The sequence below is a fragment of the Roseateles asaccharophilus genome, from assembly GCF_004362405.1.
Taxonomy (GTDB): domain Bacteria; phylum Pseudomonadota; class Gammaproteobacteria; order Burkholderiales; family Burkholderiaceae_C; genus Kinneretia; species Kinneretia asaccharophila.
In genome coordinates this window covers 140,808-157,935 of record NZ_SNXE01000003.1, presented here as the reverse complement: position 1 = coordinate 157,935, position 17,128 = coordinate 140,808, and the positions used below count along the sequence as shown (strand labels likewise).

18 protein-coding genes and 2 tRNA genes are annotated in these 17,128 nt (G+C 68.1%); 4 read left to right on the top strand and 16 right to left on the bottom strand.

Annotation, left to right across the window (positions count from 1 at the left end; all coding sequences use genetic code 11):
* Positions 1-34: 34 nt before the first annotated feature.
* The 11 genes from DFR39_RS08560 to DFR39_RS08510 all read right to left on the bottom strand — a co-directional run bounded on the left by DFR39_RS08560 (position 35) and on the right by DFR39_RS08510 (position 10,466).
* Positions 35-865, bottom strand: coding sequence for an urease accessory protein UreD (locus DFR39_RS08560; protein ID WP_133603142.1), 831 nt, complete (start codon positions 863-865; stop codon positions 35-37).
* 26 nt (positions 866-891) lie between these two features.
* Positions 892-1,371 carry a copper chaperone PCu(A)C gene (locus tag DFR39_RS08555; protein ID WP_133603141.1) on the bottom strand — a complete coding sequence of 160 codons (480 nt, stop codon included), beginning with the start codon at positions 1,369-1,371 and terminating at the stop codon, positions 892-894.
* A 106-nt stretch (positions 1,372-1,477) separates the two neighbouring features.
* On the bottom strand, positions 1,478-2,476 hold the full coding sequence (locus DFR39_RS08550) for a porin (RefSeq protein WP_246030753.1): 999 nt from the start codon (positions 2,474-2,476) through the stop codon (positions 1,478-1,480).
* Between the two features lie 43 nt (positions 2,477-2,519).
* Positions 2,520-3,293 carry an ABC transporter permease gene (locus tag DFR39_RS08545; RefSeq protein ID WP_133603140.1) on the bottom strand — a complete coding sequence of 258 codons (774 nt, stop codon included), beginning with the start codon at positions 3,291-3,293 and terminating at the stop codon, positions 2,520-2,522.
* On the bottom strand, positions 3,290-4,111 hold the full coding sequence (locus DFR39_RS08540) for an ABC transporter ATP-binding protein (protein WP_133603139.1): 822 nt from the start codon (positions 4,109-4,111) through the stop codon (positions 3,290-3,292). The genes DFR39_RS08545 and DFR39_RS08540 overlap by 4 nt, the downstream gene beginning before the upstream one ends.
* Before the next feature lie 85 nt (positions 4,112-4,196).
* Positions 4,197-5,210, bottom strand: coding sequence for an ABC transporter substrate-binding protein (locus DFR39_RS08535; RefSeq protein ID WP_133603422.1), 1,014 nt, complete (start codon positions 5,208-5,210; stop codon positions 4,197-4,199).
* Between the two features lie 274 nt (positions 5,211-5,484).
* Positions 5,485-5,679 (bottom strand): hypothetical protein, encoded by a 195-nt coding sequence (locus DFR39_RS08530; protein WP_133603138.1) that lies wholly within the window; start codon positions 5,677-5,679, stop codon positions 5,485-5,487.
* A gap of 146 nt (positions 5,680-5,825) precedes the next feature.
* Positions 5,826-7,061, bottom strand: a complete 1,236-nt coding sequence (locus DFR39_RS08525; protein WP_133603137.1) for a M20/M25/M40 family metallo-hydrolase — start codon at positions 7,059-7,061, stop codon at positions 5,826-5,828.
* Between the two features lie 8 nt (positions 7,062-7,069).
* Positions 7,070-8,842: a 2-oxo-4-hydroxy-4-carboxy-5-ureidoimidazoline decarboxylase gene (uraD, locus tag DFR39_RS08520; RefSeq protein WP_133603136.1), complete on the bottom strand. Its 1,773-nt coding sequence runs from the start codon at positions 8,840-8,842 to the stop codon at positions 7,070-7,072.
* Entirely contained in the window at positions 8,839-9,795 is a 957-nt protein-coding gene (gene puuE / locus DFR39_RS08515; protein WP_133603135.1) for an allantoinase PuuE, read from the bottom strand. Before puuE ends, uraD begins: the two co-directional genes overlap by 4 nt.
* Positions 9,792-10,466, bottom strand: coding sequence for a GntR family transcriptional regulator (locus DFR39_RS08510; RefSeq protein ID WP_133603134.1), 675 nt, complete (start codon positions 10,464-10,466; stop codon positions 9,792-9,794). The genes puuE and DFR39_RS08510 overlap by 4 nt, the downstream gene beginning before the upstream one ends.
* 74 nt (positions 10,467-10,540) lie before the next feature.
* Between DFR39_RS08510 and uraH the strand changes: the two genes are divergently transcribed.
* The 3 genes from uraH to DFR39_RS08495 all read left to right on the top strand — a co-directional run bounded on the left by uraH (position 10,541) and on the right by DFR39_RS08495 (position 12,480).
* The gene (uraH, locus tag DFR39_RS08505; RefSeq protein WP_133603133.1) at positions 10,541-10,909 is read left to right on the top strand and encodes a hydroxyisourate hydrolase; all 369 of its coding nucleotides are present in this window, start codon (positions 10,541-10,543) and stop codon (positions 10,907-10,909) included.
* A gap of 7 nt (positions 10,910-10,916) precedes the next feature.
* The gene (xdhC, locus tag DFR39_RS08500) at positions 10,917-11,738 is read left to right on the top strand and encodes a xanthine dehydrogenase accessory protein XdhC (RefSeq protein WP_133603132.1); all 822 of its coding nucleotides are present in this window, start codon (positions 10,917-10,919) and stop codon (positions 11,736-11,738) included.
* Between the two features lie 268 nt (positions 11,739-12,006).
* Positions 12,007-12,480, top strand: coding sequence for an Lrp/AsnC family transcriptional regulator (locus DFR39_RS08495; RefSeq protein WP_133603131.1), 474 nt, complete (start codon positions 12,007-12,009; stop codon positions 12,478-12,480).
* A 73-nt stretch (positions 12,481-12,553) separates the two neighbouring features.
* On the opposite strand, the gene DFR39_RS08490 is transcribed toward DFR39_RS08495, so the two are convergent.
* The 3 genes from DFR39_RS08490 to DFR39_RS08480 all read right to left on the bottom strand — a co-directional run bounded on the left by DFR39_RS08490 (position 12,554) and on the right by DFR39_RS08480 (position 15,038).
* A tRNA-Asn gene (locus DFR39_RS08490) sits at positions 12,554-12,629 on the bottom strand.
* A gap of 92 nt (positions 12,630-12,721) precedes the next feature.
* Positions 12,722-12,797 (bottom strand) — tRNA-Asn (locus DFR39_RS08485).
* Positions 12,798-12,833: 36 nt separating this feature from the next.
* On the bottom strand, positions 12,834-15,038 hold the full coding sequence (locus tag DFR39_RS08480; protein ID WP_133603130.1) for a TonB-dependent siderophore receptor: 2,205 nt from the start codon (positions 15,036-15,038) through the stop codon (positions 12,834-12,836).
* A 346-nt stretch (positions 15,039-15,384) separates the two neighbouring features.
* Here DFR39_RS08480 and DFR39_RS08475 point away from each other — a divergent pair, with 346 nt between their 5' ends.
* Positions 15,385-15,600, top strand: coding sequence for a hypothetical protein (locus DFR39_RS08475; RefSeq protein WP_133603129.1), 216 nt, complete (start codon positions 15,385-15,387; stop codon positions 15,598-15,600).
* 52 nt (positions 15,601-15,652) lie between these two features.
* On the opposite strand, the gene DFR39_RS08470 is transcribed toward DFR39_RS08475, so the two are convergent.
* Both DFR39_RS08470 and fdxA read right to left on the bottom strand, forming a co-directional pair.
* Positions 15,653-16,738 (bottom strand): NAD(P)/FAD-dependent oxidoreductase, encoded by a 1,086-nt coding sequence (locus DFR39_RS08470; protein ID WP_133603128.1) that lies wholly within the window; start codon positions 16,736-16,738, stop codon positions 15,653-15,655.
* Positions 16,739-16,742: 4 nt separating this feature from the next.
* Positions 16,743-17,066, bottom strand: a complete 324-nt coding sequence (gene fdxA, locus DFR39_RS08465) for a ferredoxin FdxA (RefSeq protein ID WP_133603127.1) — start codon at positions 17,064-17,066, stop codon at positions 16,743-16,745.
* Positions 17,067-17,128: the final 62 nt, after the last annotated feature.

Below are 17,128 nucleotides of genomic sequence, written 5' to 3'. Positions count from 1 at the left end.
GCGCGCAGTATCCCAGCCCGGCGGCTGCCCCGGCTCAGGTCTTCCAGATCCGGGGTGCGCAGGGCGCCAGGCCCCAGGCCTCGTGGCGCCAGGCCGACCAGACGCGCGACAGCAGGGCCAGGGCCGGCTCCACCCGCTCGGCCAGCAGGCGCAGCACCAGCACCCCGTCCTCGGGGGCGGTGCAGCCGGCCCAGTCCCAGCCCGCGCTGGCGATCTCGTGGCGAGCCATCTCCAGCAAGGCCTCGCGTCGCGCCGGGGCCAGGGCTTGCCCCGCGGCAAACCAGAGCGCCGCCAGCACGGGCCGGCCGCCCAGGCCCAGGGGGGAGTGCAGCAGCCGGTGATCGTCGGCGCGTATCAGCCCGCGTTCCAGCCAGCGGCCGGGCAGTTCCAGATGCTGCTGGTAGTGGCCACGGGCAAAGCCCTGGCCGGCCGCGGGCAGGCCCAGGGCCAGCACATCCCAGCCCAGCATCTCGGCCCCGGGGGCCAGCTCGAAGACCAGGCGGTTCTCGGCCAGGGCGCCGTCGTAGACGATGGTTTCCAGGGGCAGCCAGTCCAGGCGGGCGCCTTCGGCCAGGCGTGCCCGCAGCTGCTGCCGCGCCGGGGCGCCCGCGCTGCGGTAAAAGCGTGTGGCGCCCGGGGTGGTGATCAGGGCATGGCTGCCCGGCCCCAGACTGGCCTCGATCTCCAGCTGGTCGCCGCCCACAATGCCGCCGGGCGGATGCACCAGCACATGGTGGCAGATGCCCGGCCCCTCGGGGTAGAGCCGCTGCAGCACGCGCAGCGGCCCCTCATGACGGTCCAGGGCGGTGCAGCGGCCGTCGCTCTCGCGACGGTAGTCCAGGGTCAGATGTCCATGCCAAGCCATGGGGCTTGGGCTAGCAAGAGCCGTGCTCAGTGCTTGCCATGACCGTGGCCATGGCCGGCGCCTTCGGGCGCCATGCCACGTGCGGCGGCCTTGAGCTCCAGGGTCTCGCGCTTGCCGTCCTTGCCCTCGAAGACCAGGCTCAGCGGCACTTCATCGCCCGGCTTGATGGGCGCCTTCAGCTCCATCAGCATGATGTGATAGCCGCCCGGCTTGAGCTCCACGCGCTGGCCGGCGCCCAGCTCCAGGGCGGGCATGGCGCGCATCTTCATGACGTTGCCGTCCATCTTCATTTCGTGGATTTCCACGATGCCGGCGACGGGCGAGCGTGCCTCGATCACACGGCCGGCCTGGCTGCTGCTGAGGTTCATGAAGGCGCCGGTGGCCTTTTGCTGGGCCACGGTGGCGCGCACCCAGGCCTGTTCGGCCTTGAGGGACTGGGCCTGGGCGCCCAGGGCGCACAGCAGCAGGGGCAGGGTCAAGGCCCAGGAACGGAACTTCAAACTCATGGTCTAGAGATCTCCATCGTGCAAACAAGCTCACCGGAGCACTCCGCAGGGAGCGCCCCGGCTCGCAGTATGGCGGCAAAGTCCAAAGACCCGCTTGGCTCCGGAATCAGAAGCGGTGGCGCAGGCCCACCGAGTAGCTATTGCCCTTGCTCAGGCCGTCCAGCTTGTCGCTCATGGCCACGGCATAGAGATCGCTGCGCTTGGACAGGATGTAGTCATAGCCGAAGCTGAAGGTCTGGCGGTCCGCGCCCACGGAGGCGTTCAGGCGGCTGTACTGGGCCAGCAGCTTGCCATTGCCCAGAGGCACGGCGGCGCCCAGGCCCAGGATCTTGTAGTCGCGGCCCGTCGTGAGGTTGTCCACCTCGCCGTACTGGCCGAAGAGCTTGGCGGCACCCAGATCGTAGGAGGCGGCGGCCTGCCAGGTCTCGCTGTCGGCCACGGGGGTGGAGCCGTCCTTCTTGACGTTCTGGTAGGTGAAGCTGGCGGCAAAGGCGCCCTGGCCATAGCCGGCGTTCAGGCCGTAGTTGCGGCCCCCCGCGCCTTCACCGGCGGCGACGATGGCGCCAACGCTGAAGCCGCCGAACTTGGGGCTGAGGTACTGGACCGAGTCGCTCCAGCCGGTATCGCCCGTCACCGTGGTGCCGCCGGCCGTGGCGCCGGCGCTGAAGTAGTGGCGGATGCTGGGCGAGTAGCCGAAGGAGTCGCCGAAGGCATTGAAGAGCAGGGTCTGCACGAACAGCGGCGTGGTGTTGCGACCCAGGCGCAGGGTGCCGGCATTCTTGTGGCTCAGGCCCACAAAGGCATTGCGGGCCCAGAAGTTGTCGCCGTTGAAGCGGCCGTTATTGCCCACATCGGCGCGCAGAAAGCTGTCCAGGGTGAAGAAGGCCGAGAGACCATCGCCCAGGGCTTCGCTGCCGCTCATGCCGAAGTAGCTGGTGCTCATCTTGCCGCTGTCCACACCCTTGATGGCGGCACCGCCCACGGCCTTGGTGGAGCCCACGCTGAGGTCCATCAGGCCGTAGAGATTCACCTGGGCCTGCGCCTGGGCGCCGCTGCAGGCCAGGGCGCACAGGGTGGCCGCGAGGGTGAGCTGAGTCATTTTCATGGTTTGCTTTTCTTTCGAAGGGAGTGAGGAAAGGGGTGGCACTTCAGTGCTGGCCGCCGCGATGGGCCCAGCCGGTGAGGCGGCGCTCCAGCACGGCGAAGAACTCGTACATCAGCATGGCCATGGCGCCCACGGTGAGCAGGCCGGCGAAGGCCAGGCCCATCTGCATGGAAGCACCCGCGGAGATCAGCAGATAGCCGATGCCCTCGTTGGAGGCGGTCATCTCCGAGACTGTGCTGCCCACAAAGGCCAGGGTGATGGCCACCTTCAGCGCGGCGAAGAAATAGGGCAGGGAGCGCGGCAGGCCCACCTTGATCAGCACATCCCAGCGGCGCGCGCCCAGCACGCGCAGCACGTCCTCCAGCTCCGGCTCCAGGGTGGCCAGGCCGGTGGCGATGTTCACCATGATGGGGAAGAAGCTGATCAGGAAGGCCGTCAGGATGGCCGGCCCGATGCCGATGCCGAACCACACCACCAGAATGGGCACGAAGGCCGCTTTGGGCAGGGCGTTGAAGCCGGTCATCAGCGGGTACATGGCCTTGTAGGCCAGCTGGGAGCTGCCCATCAGAAAGCCCAGCAGCACGCCCACGAGAATGGCGATGCCGAAGCCCACGAGCGTCACCCAGAAGGTGCGCCAGGCGTGGCCCAGGATAGCCTGCCAGTGCTCCGCGCCGGCCTCCAGCACCGACCAGGGGCTGGGGAAGATGAAGTCCGAGACCTGCAGCGCGCTGCAGACCAGCTGCCACAGCAGCAGGATGGCGGCGAGCAAGAGCCAAGGGGCGAAGCGTTGGAACATCTGTTGGGCACGATGGTTCATTGAGCGACCTCGGCACCGGTTTTGCGGAGTGCACCGCTGATGCCACCGATATGACCGCGTAGCTCGTGCACGATCTCGGTGAAGGCGGGCGTGTAGGTGATCTCCAGATCGCGCGGCCTGGGCAGCTCGATCTCGCGGCGGTGCAGGATGCGGCCGGGACTCTTGCTCATCACATAGACGGTGTCGGCCAGGAACACGCTCTCGCGCAGGTCATGCGTCACCAGAATCACATTGAAGCCCTTGGCCGCCTGCAGATCGCGCAGCGCGCACCAGAGCTCCTCGCGGGTGAAGGCATCCAGCGCGCCGAAGGGCTCGTCCAGCAGCAGGAGCTGGGGCTCGTGGATCAGGGCGCGGCAGATGCTGGCGCGCTGTTGCATGCCGCCCGAGAGCTGCCAGGGAAACTTGTCCTCGTAGCCGGCCAGGCCCACGCTGGCCAGCAGCTCGCGGGCGCGCGCCTCGTACTCGGCGCGCCGGGCGCGCAGCTGGGAGCGGTGGGGTTCCACGATCTCCAGCGGCAGCATCACATTGGCCAGCGTCGTGCGCCAGGGCAGCAGGCTGGCGGCCTGGAAGGCCATGCCGCTGATCTTCAGCGGCCCGTCGACCGGCTGGCCGTCCACATGGATCTCGCCGCGGCTGGGCTTCTTCAGCCCGGTGGCCAGCTTCATGAAGGTGGACTTGCCGCAGCCAGAGGGGCCGACGATGGCCGCGAACTCGCCCTTCTTCAGCGTCAGCGAGATGTCCTCAACGGCGAACTTGCCCTGTTTCCAGAGCTGCTCGTTGTAGGCGAGCCAGACCCGCCGGAAGTCGACATAGCTCATGACAGCCCCTCGTCCGATGGGTACATCGGCCGATCCCCCGAGGGGATGCGGGCCGGCTTGGGGCGGCCCGGCGCTCGGCCCGCCTTCATCGCTTGGCCACCGGCAGGACGGTATCGAGCTCGGATTTCGGTGGCAGGAAGCTGCCGTTCCACACGGCCTCGGGCAGCACGCGGGTCTTGGTGGCGTAGGCGTCGGAGATCTGGCTGGCCATCAGGGACAGGCGCGGGCCCATGACCTGGCCGAAGCCTTCGGCGCGCGCGTCGGGGCTGGCGATCACGGCATCGATGGCCATGCGCAGGCGGCGCTTTTCCAGGGCCTCGTTGATGATGGCGTCGCGCTGCTTGACGAAGGCAATGGCGGCGTCCGGATTGGCCATCGCCTCCTTGGCGCCCTTGGCAAAGGCCGAGAGGAAGGCCTTGAGCAGCTCGGGCTTTTCCTTGATCAGCTTGGGCGAGGCAATGATGGCATTGCCGTAGAGCTTGACGCCGTGGCTGGCATAGGGGAAGACGTTCACATCCTCGGCCTTGACGCCGCGCGCCTCCAGATTCAGCAGGGAGGTGAAGGAGAAGCCGGTGATGGCGTCCACATCGCCGCGCACCAGCATGGTTTCGCGCAGCGGCGGGTCCATGCTGACCCAGCTCACGTTCTCGGTCTTGTTGGCCTTGGCGAAGATGGGGAAGCCGCGCCGACCGGCGTCGAACACCGGCGCGCCCAGCTTCTTGCCCGAGAGCTGGGCCACGCTGGCGATGCCGCTCTTCTTGAGCGTGAGCACCGCGGCCGGCGTGTTGTTGTAGACCATCATCACCGCCACGGGCTTGTTGGGCGCGTCGGGGTTGTTGGCGTGGAACTCCATCAGGGCCGCCAGATCGGCAAAGCCCAGGTCATAGGAGCCCGAGGCCACGCGCGTGACCGCGCCGCCAGAGCCATTGCCGGCGTCCAGGCTTACGTCCAGGCCGACGTTCTTGAAGTAGCCCTTGGCGATGGGCAGCAGAAAGAGGGCGGAGGGGCCTTCAAAGCGCCAGTCCAGCTGAAACTTGAGGGGCACGGCGCTCTGCGCCAGGGCCGGCATGGCGGCGCCCAGGGTGCACAAGCCCAGCATGGTGGCGGCCAGCCAGTGACGGCGCGAGCCGGGCCGGGCGGGTTGGGGAGTGGAGCTGGGCTGGCGCATGGGGCTGTCCTTCTGGGGCGGTTCGTGAAGCCGGGAATCCGGTGATTCCGCGACGCATGACCCTCAGTTCAGCAAGCTCCATGCCAATGAAAAAGCGCCTCCGCGGAGGCGCTTTGTGCGATTGACTGCATACAGGCACCAAGGCCGTTTGTATACAGTTTTGGAAGAGGCAATCTGGTGCATCACGCCCCAGGATGGGGTGCGGCTATTTGCAGCTGAAGCTCTTGGCGTTGACTTCCTTGACCTGTCCCGCGCCGCAGGTGGCCTGGGCCTGCTCGCTCATCTTGTTCATATGGGCGCTGGCGTCGCCGACGCTGTGCGGGGTGATGACGCAGGCGCTGACCAGCAGGGTGCTGCCCAGGGCCAGGCTGAGGAGGGAAATGCGTTGCAGCATGCTCATGGCGTGAGAGGTCCGAAGACCGTGGGTGGAGGGATGGCTGCGGAGTCTAGGCAGGGCCGGGTCTTGCCGCCCCGGCCTTGCGACAGTCTGCAGATCCACCCCGCCAGGCCGCAGGCCGGGCCGACAGGCGGCGCCCTGCTCGACGCTCAGGCGGGCTTCAGCAGCTCGTAGAGCGTGCGGGCCACCACCTGGGTGGCGCGCTGCAGATCGGCCAGGGCCACATGCTCGTCTGCCCGCTTGGCATTGCTCTCCAGCACGGTGCGCGGGCCGGCGCCATAGATGGCGGCCGGGATGCCGCGCGCGGTGTAGAGCCGCACATCGGTGTAGAGCGGGGTGCCCGAGGTGGGGATGGGCTCGCCGAAGACCGCCTCGCCATGCTGTTGCAGCGCGGCCACCAGGGGCGCGGCGCCGGGCAGGGGCGTCATGGGGTGGGCCAGCAGCAGGCGGCGGATCTCCAGGCGGATGCCGGGGCAGGCGGCCACGGTGGACTCGATGAGGGCGCGCACCTCGGCCTCCACCGCCGCCGGATCCTCCTCGGGAATCATGCGGCGGTCCAGCTTGATCAGCACCTTGCCGGGCACGACATTGGTATTGCTGCCGCCTTCGATGCGGCCCACGTTCAGATAGGGGTGGCTGATGCCGGGCACCTGGGACAGGCGGGTCTTGAGCAGGGCGTTGTGGGCATAGAGCGCGCTGAGCAGCTGGTTGGCGGCCTGCAGCGCGTCCACGCCGGTGTGCGGGTAGGCGGCATGCGAGGCCAGGCCGTGCAGCGTGACTTCCAGCTGCAGGCAGCCGTTGTGGGCCGTGACCACCTGGTAGCTGAAGCCGGCGGCCAGCAGATAGTCCGGCTTGGTGAGGCCTTGCTGCAGCAGCCAGCCCGGGCCCAGCTCGCCACCGAACTCCTCGTCGTAGGTGAAGTGCAGCTCCACGCCGCCCTTCAGGGGCAGGCCCAGCGACTCCAGCGCGCGCAGCGCAAAGGTGTAGGTGGCGAAGTCGCTCTTGCTGACCGCGCTGGCGCGGCCATAGAGCTGGCCGTCCACGATCTCGCCGCTGTAGGGGCCGTGGGTCCAACCCTCGCCGGGCGGCACCACATCGCCATGGGCGTTCAGGGCGATGACCGGACCCGCCTCCGCGAACTTGCGGCGCACGATCAGGTTGGTGATCGACTGCAGGCCGTAGTCGCGCACCTCGGCCTCAGGCACCACATGCTTCTCAGCCTGGTAGCCCATGGCCTGCAGCAGCTCGGCGGTGCGTTCGGCGTGCGGCGCGTTGTTGCCGGGCGGGGTGTCGGTGGGAACCTGCACCAGGGCCTGGAGGAAGCACACTTCCTCCTCGAAATGGGCGGCAATCCAGGCGTCCAGCTGGGCGTAATGTGTGTCCATGGTGTTGTTCAGAGTTCTTCCTGTTCCAGCAAGGCCTGGAAGGCGCGCACGCAGAGTTCGGCGTCGTCGTTGCTGATGGATTCCAGCGGGTTGTGGCTGATGCCCGAGTTCAGGCCGCGCAGAAAGAGCATGGCCTGGGGCATGGCCTCGTGCAGCTTCATGGCGTCATGCCCCGCGCCCGAGGGCATGCGGAACACCGGCAGGCCCAGGCCCTGGACCACGCGCTCCCAGCGCTGCTGCCAGGCCGGGTCGCTGGGCGCGGCGCTGGCGTTCTCGGTGGGCGTGAGCTGGAAGCTCAGGCCGCGGCGCGCGCAGATGCGGGCCAGCTCGGCCTGCACATCGGCGTCCAGCGCGTCGCGCGCGGCATTGGTGGTGGCGCGCAGGTCCAGGCTGAACTTGCAGCGGCCCGGGATCACATTGATGGAGCCGGCGGGCACCTCCAGCATGCCCACGGTGCCCACGACGTCCGGCACGGCCGCGGCGCGCTGCTCCACATAGAGGATCAGCTCCGCCACCGCGGCCGCGGCATCGCGCCGCCGGTCCATGGGCGTGGTGCCGGCATGCGAGGCCATGCCCTGCACCTCGCCCACATAGCGCACGCTGCCATTGATGGAGGTGACGATGCCCAGGGGCAGGTCCAGCTCATTGAGCACCGGGCCCTGCTCGATATGCGCTTCCACAAAGCCGCGGTAGCGCTGCGGCTCGCGCGCCAGGGCCTGGATGGCCTCCAGCGTGCCGGGCAGGCCGGCGGCCTGCATGGCCTGGCGCATGCTCACGCCCTGGGCGTCCTGCTGGTCCAGCCATTCGGGCTTGAAGCGCCGGATCAGCGCGCCCGAGCCCAGGAAGGTGGCCTTGTAGCGCTGGCCCTCTTCCTCGGCAAAGCCCACCACCTCCAGGCCATAGGGCAGGCGGCGGCCCGCGCGCTTGAGCTCGCGCACGCAGAGCATGGGCACGAGGATGCCCAGGCGGCCGTCGTACTTGCCGGCGTTGCGCACGGTGTCGTAATGGCTGCCGGTCAAGAGGCGCGGCGCGCTCGCGTCAGTGCCGTGATAGACACCGACGACATTGCCCACCGCGTCGATGCTCACCTCGTCAAAGCCGCAGTCCTCGCGCATCCAGCGTGCCAGCTGGGCGGCCACGGCGCGGTGGGCCTCGGTGAGGTAGGTGACGGTGAGCTGCCCCTGCTCCTTGAAGCCGGGGTCGGAATGCACGGCCAGCTGCTCGGCCCAGTCCCAGATCTGGTTGCCCAGCACGGGTTCGATGCCGAACTTGTCGTTCAGGCGGATCTCGGCGATGCGGTGGATGTGGCGCAGGCATTCCGCGCGCTCGAAATCCGGGTGACCGGCCAGGCGGCGCGCGAAGGTGGCAATGATTTCGCCCCGGCTCAGGCCCTGGCCGCGCGGGCCGCGCACCGCCAGGATGAAGGGCCAGCCGAACTTGGCCTTGTAGTCGGCATTGAGCTGCTGCAGGCGGGCGAACTCCTCGGGCGTGCAGGCGGTGAGGCCGGCGCGGCTTTGCTCGTTCGTGGACTCGGCCGTGAGCTCACCCGCGATGGCGGCTTTGCCCGCCAGCTCGGGGTGGGCGCGGATCAGGCCCAGCTGCTCGTCCGGCGTGGCCTCGCGCACCACGCTGGCGAGCGCGTGCTTGAGCTGGGCCAGGCTCAGAAAAGGCCGTGCCGCGGCGGCGCGCTCCGCGATCCAGGGTGAATGCTCATACGTGCCGTCCAGCAGCGCGACGAAGTCGGCGGGGGGGGCGGTGTTGAGCTGGTCGAGCGTGATCATTCCCATACGAAGGCGGTGTTGGCGTCAAAGGGGTGGGTGGCGCGCCAATGCCGCGCGATGTCCACGCGGCGGCAGACCCAGACGCGATCGTGCTTCTCCACATGGTCCAGAAAGCGCTGCAGGGCGCGCAGGCGGCCCGGGCGGCCCAGCAGTCGGCAGTGCATGCCGATGCTCATCATCTTGGGCGCTTCGCTGCCCTCGGCGTAGAGCACATCGAAGCTGTCGCGCAGGTATTCGAAGAACTCGTCCCCATGGCTGAAGCCCTGGGGCAGGGCGAAGCGCATGTCATTGCAGTCCAGGGTGTAGGGCACGACCAGATGGGGGGCCAGCTGGCCGTCGCTCTTCTTCACCTGCAGCCAGAAGGGCAGGTCGTCGCCGTAGTAGTCGCTGTCGTACTCGAAGCCGCCGTAGTCGGCCACCAGGCGCCGGGTGTTGGGGCTGTCGCGGCCGGTGTACCAGCCCGAGGGACGTTCACCGGTCAGGCGCTGGATGATGTCCATGCCCATCTCCATGTGATGGCGCTCGGTGGCCTCGTCCAGGTTCTGGTAGTGGATCCAGCGCCAGCCGTGGCAGGCGATCTCATGGTTGAGTTCCTTGAAGGCCTGGGTCAGCTCGGGGTGCCGCTCCAGGGCCATGGAGACGCCGAAGACCGTGAGCGGCAGGGCGCGCTTCTCGAACTCCTTGAGCAGGCGCCACACCCCCACGCGCGAGCCGTACTCGTAAATGCCCTCCATGCTCAGATGCCGGGCCGGGTAGGCGGCCGGGTTGAACATCTCGGAGAGGAACTGCTCGGAGCCGGCATCGCCGTGCAGCACCGAGTTCTCACCGCCTTCCTCGTAGTTGAGGACGAACTGCAGGGCGATGCGGGCCTGGCCCGGCCACTGCGCATGCGGCGGATGCTCGCCGTAGCCGATCAGATCGCGCGGGTAGCGGGAGGGCTGGGTGGTGCTCATAAGCTGCTCAAAGCCTCTTTCAGATCCTTGACGCGCGGGTTCAGCCGCAGATTGGCCTCCACATGGCCCAGATGCGTGTCCATCAGCTTCTGCACCGCCTTCTTGTCGCGTGCCTCCAGCGCGTCCACGATGGCCTCGTGCTCGGCCTGCGACTCGGCGGCCGAGTGCGAGCTCTGGTACATCAGGGCGATCAGGGAGCTGCGCGAGAGCAGGTCGGCCAGCATCTCGGCCAGCACCTCATTGCCCAGCTGCCGCGCCAGCAGCACATGGAAGTCGGCCAGCAGCCGGGTGCGGCCCGGCACATCGGTGCGGGCCACGGCCTCACGTTCCTGCTTGAGATGGGCGCGCAGGGCCTTGATCTGGGCCGGGGTGATGCGCTCCACCAGCTGGGCCAGCATGGCGCTCTCCAGCATCTGGCGGGTCTCGAAAACCTGGCGCGCTTCCTCCACGCTGGGCTCGGCCACAAAGGCGCCGCGCGCCGGATGCAGGGTGACGAGGCGGTCGCGGCTGAGCTGGTTCAGGGCCTGGCGCACCAGGGTGCGCGAGCAGTGATAGATATCGGCCAGCTTCTGCTCGGCCAGCTTGGTGCCGGGCATCAGGCGCCGCTCCACGATGGCGGCGGTGATGGAGGCGGCAATGCGGGCGGTGGTGCTGTCCTGGTCGGCGCTCATGGCGAAGTTCGGAGGTGTGCGCAGAAGTGTATACACTTTGCCACTATCGCGGATGAGATGAGGACGAGCAAGAAATGGGCACACAGACCGGCAAGCTGACTACCCACGTGCTGGACACCATGCACGGCAGCCCCGCCGCGGGCATGGCCGTGCGCCTCTACCGCCTGGCGGCGGATGGCAGCGCGCAGGAGCTCAAGCGCCTGACGCTCAACAGCGACGGCCGGGCCGATGCCCCGCTGCTGGCGGGCGAGGCCCTGCAGGCCGGCCGCTACCGCCTGGTCTTCGGTGTGGCCGCCTACTTCAAGAGCCGCGGCGTGCAGCTGCCCGAGCCGGCCTTCCTGGACGAGGTGCCGCTGGACTTCGGCATTGCCGACACCGACGGCCATTACCACGTGCCCCTGCTCGCCTCGCCGTGGAGCTACTCCACCTACCGCGGCAGCTGAAGTTCCCATGCGTCCCTGGCAAGAGCTGACCCTGCTGCTGGCCGCCGAGCCGGCGGTGCTGGTGCGTGTGGCCGAGGTGCAGGGCAGCGGGCCGCGCGAGGTGGGCGCCTGGATGGCCGTGGGCCGCCAGGCCCTGATCGGCACCATAGGCGGCGGGCATCTGGAGTTCGAGGCCATGGCCCAGGCCCGCGCCATCCTGGCCGTGGGGGCCGTGACCGAGCCGCGCCGGCGCTTTGCCCTGGGCCCTAGCCTGGGCCAGTGCTGTGGCGGCGTGGTGGGGCTGGACTTCGCCCTGCTGGGCCCGGCCGATATCCCGGGCCTGAAGGCGCGCCTGGCGGATGGCGAGCCGCGCCTGCCCGTGGCCCTGTTCGGCGGCGGCCATGTGGGCCGGGCCATCGTGCGCCTGCTGGCCGAGCTGCCGGTCGAGCTGCAGTGGTTCGACAGCCGCGACGAGATCTTTCCCGAGCCCCTGCCAGAGAACGTGCGGGCCGAGTATTCCGACCCGGTGCAGGCCGCGGTGCAAGACCTGGCCCCAGGCGCGCGCGTGCTCATTATGAGCTTCAGCCATGCCGAGGACCTGGACATCGTGGCCGCCTGCCTGCAGCGCCGCCGAGGGCGGGGCGATCTGCCCTTCATCGGCCTGATCGGCAGCAAGAGCAAATGGGCCACCTTCCGCCACCGCCTGGAGGCGCGCGGCTTCACGGCCGAGGAACTGGCCGGCATCATCTGCCCCATCGGCGTGCCCGGCATAGGTGGCAAGCAGCCGGCCGTGATTGCGGTGGCGGTGGCGGCGCAGTTGCTGCAGCAGATGCAAGCCCCGTCCCCCTGAAGCGCGGCCCAAGTCCGGCAGGCCCTCCACAAAGACAAAACCCCAAGGCAGCTTGTCTCTGCGCTTGGGGTGATGGCGACCCGGTTCCGAAGCTGGCCCTTGTGGGGCTGTCGGCTGGGCATGGCGGGCGTGTGGCCCGGCGGGATTCCGCTTGATCTGCGTTGCTGTCAGTGTAGAGAGAAGCCTGTGGCAGAAGATTGCGAAATTGCCGGATAAGTCGTTGTGTGCGCAACAATCTGCCAACGAAAATTCATATCAGGCAATCGAAGTGGAACTGGATCGATTTGACCGGCAGATTTTGGAGATTCTGCAGCGCGAGGGGCGCCTGCCCAACCAGGAGCTGGCCGAGCGCATCGGGCTATCGCCCTCGCCCTGCCTGCGCCGGGTGCGAGCCCTGGAAGAGGCGGGCCTGATCAGCGGCTACCGGGCCACGGTAGATGCCCGCAACCTGGGGCTCACGCTCACCGCCCTGGTCCATATCTCCATGGATGTGCACACGCCCGAGCGCTTCGCGACCTTCGAGGCCGCCGTGGGTCTGCTGCCCGAGGTGCTGGAGTGCCTGCTGATCACCGGCCAGGAGGCCGACTACCAGCTCAAGGTGGCGGTGCGCGATATGGACCATTACCAGGCCCTGCTGCTGGGCCACCTCACCCGCATCCCTGGCGTGACCGGGGTGCACAGCAGCTTTGTGCTGCGCAGCGTGCTGAAGAGCGCCATCGTGCCGGTAGGCCTGACGGGCTGAGCGATTGCGTCGCGCGCTCAGTCGGGCGCGCAAAGAAAAACCCCCAACATCTTGCGATGCTGGGGGTTCAGTTTGGCTCCCCGACCTGGGCTCGAACCAGGGACCTACGGATTAACAGTCCGGCGCTCTACCGACTGAGCTATCGGGGAATTGTTTTTTATGTCGGGCCCACCATGCGGTGGCAGCGGGCCGTCTTGGCTTTTTTGCTTTGATCGCTTTCGCGAACAAGGCTTTCTGTTCTTGGCTCCCCGACCTGGGCTCGAACCAGGGACCTACGGATTAACAGTCCGGCGCTCTACCGACTGAGCTATCGGGGAACAGAGCCTTGCATTATAGCCATAGTTTTTGAGTCTTTACAAGCTCACCTCAACACTGGCGCGGAAAGTGCGCGGTGCGAGCGGATAGAGGTAGACATGACCGTACTGGTAGGGCGATTCCTTCCAGGCGCGGCGGTCGGCCAGGTTGTCAACGCCCAGGCGCCAGGTCAGCAGCTGGCCGCCGGCCAGGGCCTGCTCATAGCGGGCGCCGGCGTCCAGGCGGGTCCAGCCGGGAATGCGCAGGCTGTTGTCGGGCAGCACGGCGCGCTCGCCCTCGTACACCAGGCCCAGCTGCAGCTGCAGGCCGGGCAGGCCGGCGATCTGCTGGCGGCCCTGCAGCTTCAGCGTGGTCTCGGGCACATTGGCGGGCTTGAGGCCGTTGAGGCTGGCGATCTCGCTGCCGCGCTGGCGGGCTTGCAGCTTCATGGCGCTGGCCAGCAGGCCGCCGCCCTGCCACTTGAGGTCGGCCTGGGCTTCAAGACCGCGGTGGCGGGCGATGCCGTCGGCACGGCGTTCGCAGCTCAGCGGCGTGCTGTTGCAGTCACCGAAATCACGCCACTGCGGGCGCTTGATGTCGAAGAAGGCAATTCCCCAGTCCACCGTGGAGCTGCCGGACTTCAGGCCCAGCTCCAGCTGGCGGCTCTTGAGGGCGGGCAGGGCCTGGCCGGGGCGCTGGTAGCGGCTGCGGTTGGGCACGACCTCGGACTCGATGCCCTGGCCCCAGCTGGCATAGACCATGAGCTGCGGGCTCAGGGCCTGGCTCAGGCCCAGCCAGGGGGTGCTGACGCTTTGCGTGTAGTCGGTGGCGCGGCTGCCATCGGTCTGCACGCTCTCGCGCTGCAGGCGGGTGTGGCGCAGGCCGGCCCAGGCCTTGAGGCCCGGCAGCCAGGCGTCGAGCAGCACCGCGTCACGCAGATAGAACTCGGTGCTGCGCTCGTCGCGCAGGGTCATCTCGTCGATGCCGGCGCCCAGATTGCTGGCGATCAGCTGGCCATTGATATTGCCGGTGCCCGGGCCGTCGTTGCGGCGGGTCTGGCCGCGCGTCTCGAAGCGGCTGAGCAGCAGGCCGGTGCTGAGCTCGTGGCGCAGGGCGCCGGTGCTGAAGCGGCCGCTTAGCGAGAGATCCAGCGCATCGGTGTTGCGGCGCTCGTTCTCGCTGCGGAAGTCGTAGACGTCGAAATTGCCATTGGGGCAGTAGCGGTCGGCCCAGTAGACATCGGCGCTCTCGCTGCAGCCGAAGGGGTAGGCCAGGCGGTCGTCGGTCTTCAGGCGCTGCAGGCCCAGATGGGCTTGGGCCTTCCAGTCGGCATTGAGGCGCTGCGTCAGGCGCAGCGAGGCATGCTGGTTGTCAAAGACCACCGGCTGGGTCCAGGGCTGATTGTTCAGATTGATGCGCGGATCGATCTGTTGGGCCGAGGGCAGGCTGTTGCCCAGCAGGCTGAAGCCGGGCTGGCTGGGCTGGCTTTGGCGGTTCCATTCGACTTCGGCCTCGACCAGGGTGTCGGGCGTGGCGCGCCAGTCGCCGGCCAGGGCCAGCAGCTGGCGATCACCCTTGGCATCGCGCAGCTCGGGGCGCAGGCTGGCGCCGCTGGCGTTCAGGCGCAGACCGAAAGCCTGATCGGCGCCAAAGCGCCGGCTCAGGTCCACGCTGGCTTCCACCGTGCCGCGCTCGCTGAGCTCCAGGCCCAGGCTCGTGAAATTGCCATTGGGACGCTTGACCACCAGGTTCACCAGACCGCCCGGGGCGCTGGTGCCGGCCTGGATGCCGCTGGTGCCCTTGAGCAGCTCCACGCTGCTCTTGTTGCCCAGGGCCAGGGCCGTCTCGGCATTGATGGGCAGGCCGTCGCGGCGGTAGTTGAAGCGGTTGTCCAGGTCGTAGCCGCGGACCTTCAGATAGGAGACATAGCCCTGGGCGTTGTAGGCATCGCCCACGCTGGCGTCCAGCAGGGTCAGGCCGGAGAGCGCGTCCACACCCAGATCGCGCAGGCGCTCGGCGCTGATCACCTGGGCCTGCAGGGGCAGCTTGGCCACGGGCGTCTCGCCAAAGCCGCCTACCAGCACGGGGGCGTCGGCGGAACGGCCCTGCAGGCTCACGGCGGGCAGGGATTGCTGTTGTTGTTGGGCTTGCTGTGCCAGGGCCGGCAGCAGGGCCAGGCTCAGGGTGGACAGCAGCAGGGGCGTGCGCAGATGCTGACGCAGGCGGCGCGAGGCGGGGGCGGACGGGTGGAGTGTGGGGGCCATCGGGTTCGTACTTCTTAACAACAAACGATGGCAGGGGAGCTCTCGAACCCGCGGCCCGGCAGCGAGAAAGTGCTGCGGCGGGGCCGGCGGCACGGACAGATGCCGTGGCGGGCGTGCTTCCCTGCGCGAGGATTACCTCGTGCCGGCTGGGCCGGCATGGCGACGCCTGCGCGCCGCCTATCAGGTTCAAAGGGACTTTCTCAGCCAGTGCGGCCTGCATGAACAGGTCGCCCCAGCACCCCTAGCGAAGCTCCGCCAAGCCTGGCGAAGCGCTGCGGATTGTAGCGGCGCCCCCGCCGCGATAATGGTGCCCGACCCTATCCCTTGCCAGCTCCAGGCTGTCCCCATGTCCGACACACCCACCATCGCCTTGACGCAGGAAGAACGCGACTTTCTCTGGTTCATGCCCCAGGTTCCTGGCGGCAAGGTGGTGCCGGAGCGCCTGCAGCAGCGCTATGCCGAGCTGGGTCTGGTGGTGCGCAATGCCGAGGGCCAGTACTGGCCCACGGTGCTGGGCGACAAGGTGCGCCGCGGCGCGGTGCCGGTGAAGATCATCGGCTGAGCTCCGGGCCTGGGCCTTGGCCTGGGCGTGTGCCCCTGGGCCCTCAGGCCGCTCAGTCGAAGACCGGCGATTCCACGCCCAGCACCTTGTGCAGCTTGGGGCTGGTGGTGGTGTATTGCAGATGCACGCGCTTCTCGGGGAAGACATAGGGCGCGGCGCCAAAGGCGGCCAGCGCAGCCTCGTGGAAGCCCGAGAGGATGAGCTTTTTCTTGCCCGGGTAGGTGTTCACATCGCCCACGGCGAAGATGCCGGGCACCGAGGTCTCGAACTTCTCGGTGTCCACCACGATCTGCTTGCGCTCCAGGGCCAGGCCCCAGTCGGCAATGGGACCCAGCTTGGGGCTGAGGCCGAAGAAGGCCAGCACCTGGTCGCAGGGCACGATGCGGGTGACCCCATCGGCGCCCGTGACCTTGGCACCGGTCAGGCGGCCGTCTTGCTCCACGATGCCGGTGACCTGGCCCACCAGGAACTGCATCTCCTGGGCCTCGCACAGGGCCTGCATCTTGGCCACGCTGGCCGGCGCAGCCTTGAAGCCGTCGCGCCGGTGCAGCAGGATCACACTCTCGGCCTTGTGGGGATTGCCGTCCTCATGGCCGGCGCAGAAGTTCAGGGCCCAGTCCAGGGCGGAGTCGCCGCCGCCGATGATCAGCAGGTTCTGGCCCGCGAACTGCTCGGGGCTGCGCACGCGGTAGTGCACCTGGCTGCCCTCGTGGGGCTCCACGCCCTCGACCTTGAGCGTGCGCGGCTGGAAGCTGCCCACGCCCCCGGCGATGAAGATGGTCTTGGCCAGGAACTGCGTGCCCTTGGAGGTCTGCACGAAGAAGCGGCCGTCCTCGGCGCGCTTTTCCACCACCTGCACCTCCTGGCCCAGATGGAAGGTGGCGCCAAAGGGCTCGATCTGCTTGAGCAGATTGTCGGTGAGCTCCTTGCCCGTCACCACCGGCAGGGCCGGGATGTCATAGATGGGCTTGTCGGGATAGAGCTCGATGCACTGGCCGCCGGGGTAGGCCAGGGAGTCGATGATGTGGGCCTTGATCTCCAGCAGGCCCAGCTCGAAGACCTGGAACAGGCCCACCGGCCCCGCCCCGACGATCAGGGCATCGGTTTCGATGGGAGCGGTGGGACGGCTGTCGGTCATGGCTTCAGCGGATCAGCTCGGAGAGCTTGCCGGTCTTGTCCTTCCACTCATCGGCATCCGGCAAGGCCGGCTTGCGCTTGGTGATGCTGGGCCAGGACTTGGCCAGCTCGGCATTGAGCTTGATCATGTGCTGTTGATTACCCGGCACATCTTCCTCGGGCACGATGGCATTGGCCGGGCACTCGGGGATGCAGACCGCGCAGTCGATGCACTCATCCGGATCGATGGTCAGGAAATTGGGACCTTCGCGGAAGCAGTCAACGGGGCAGACGTCGACGCAATCGGTGTACTTGCAGCGGATGCAGGCTTCGGTAACGACGTGGGTCATGGTGGGGCAACTCGATTCTTATGGGGCGACGGCCCTGCCGGGCCTGAGGGCAGCGAAGGATT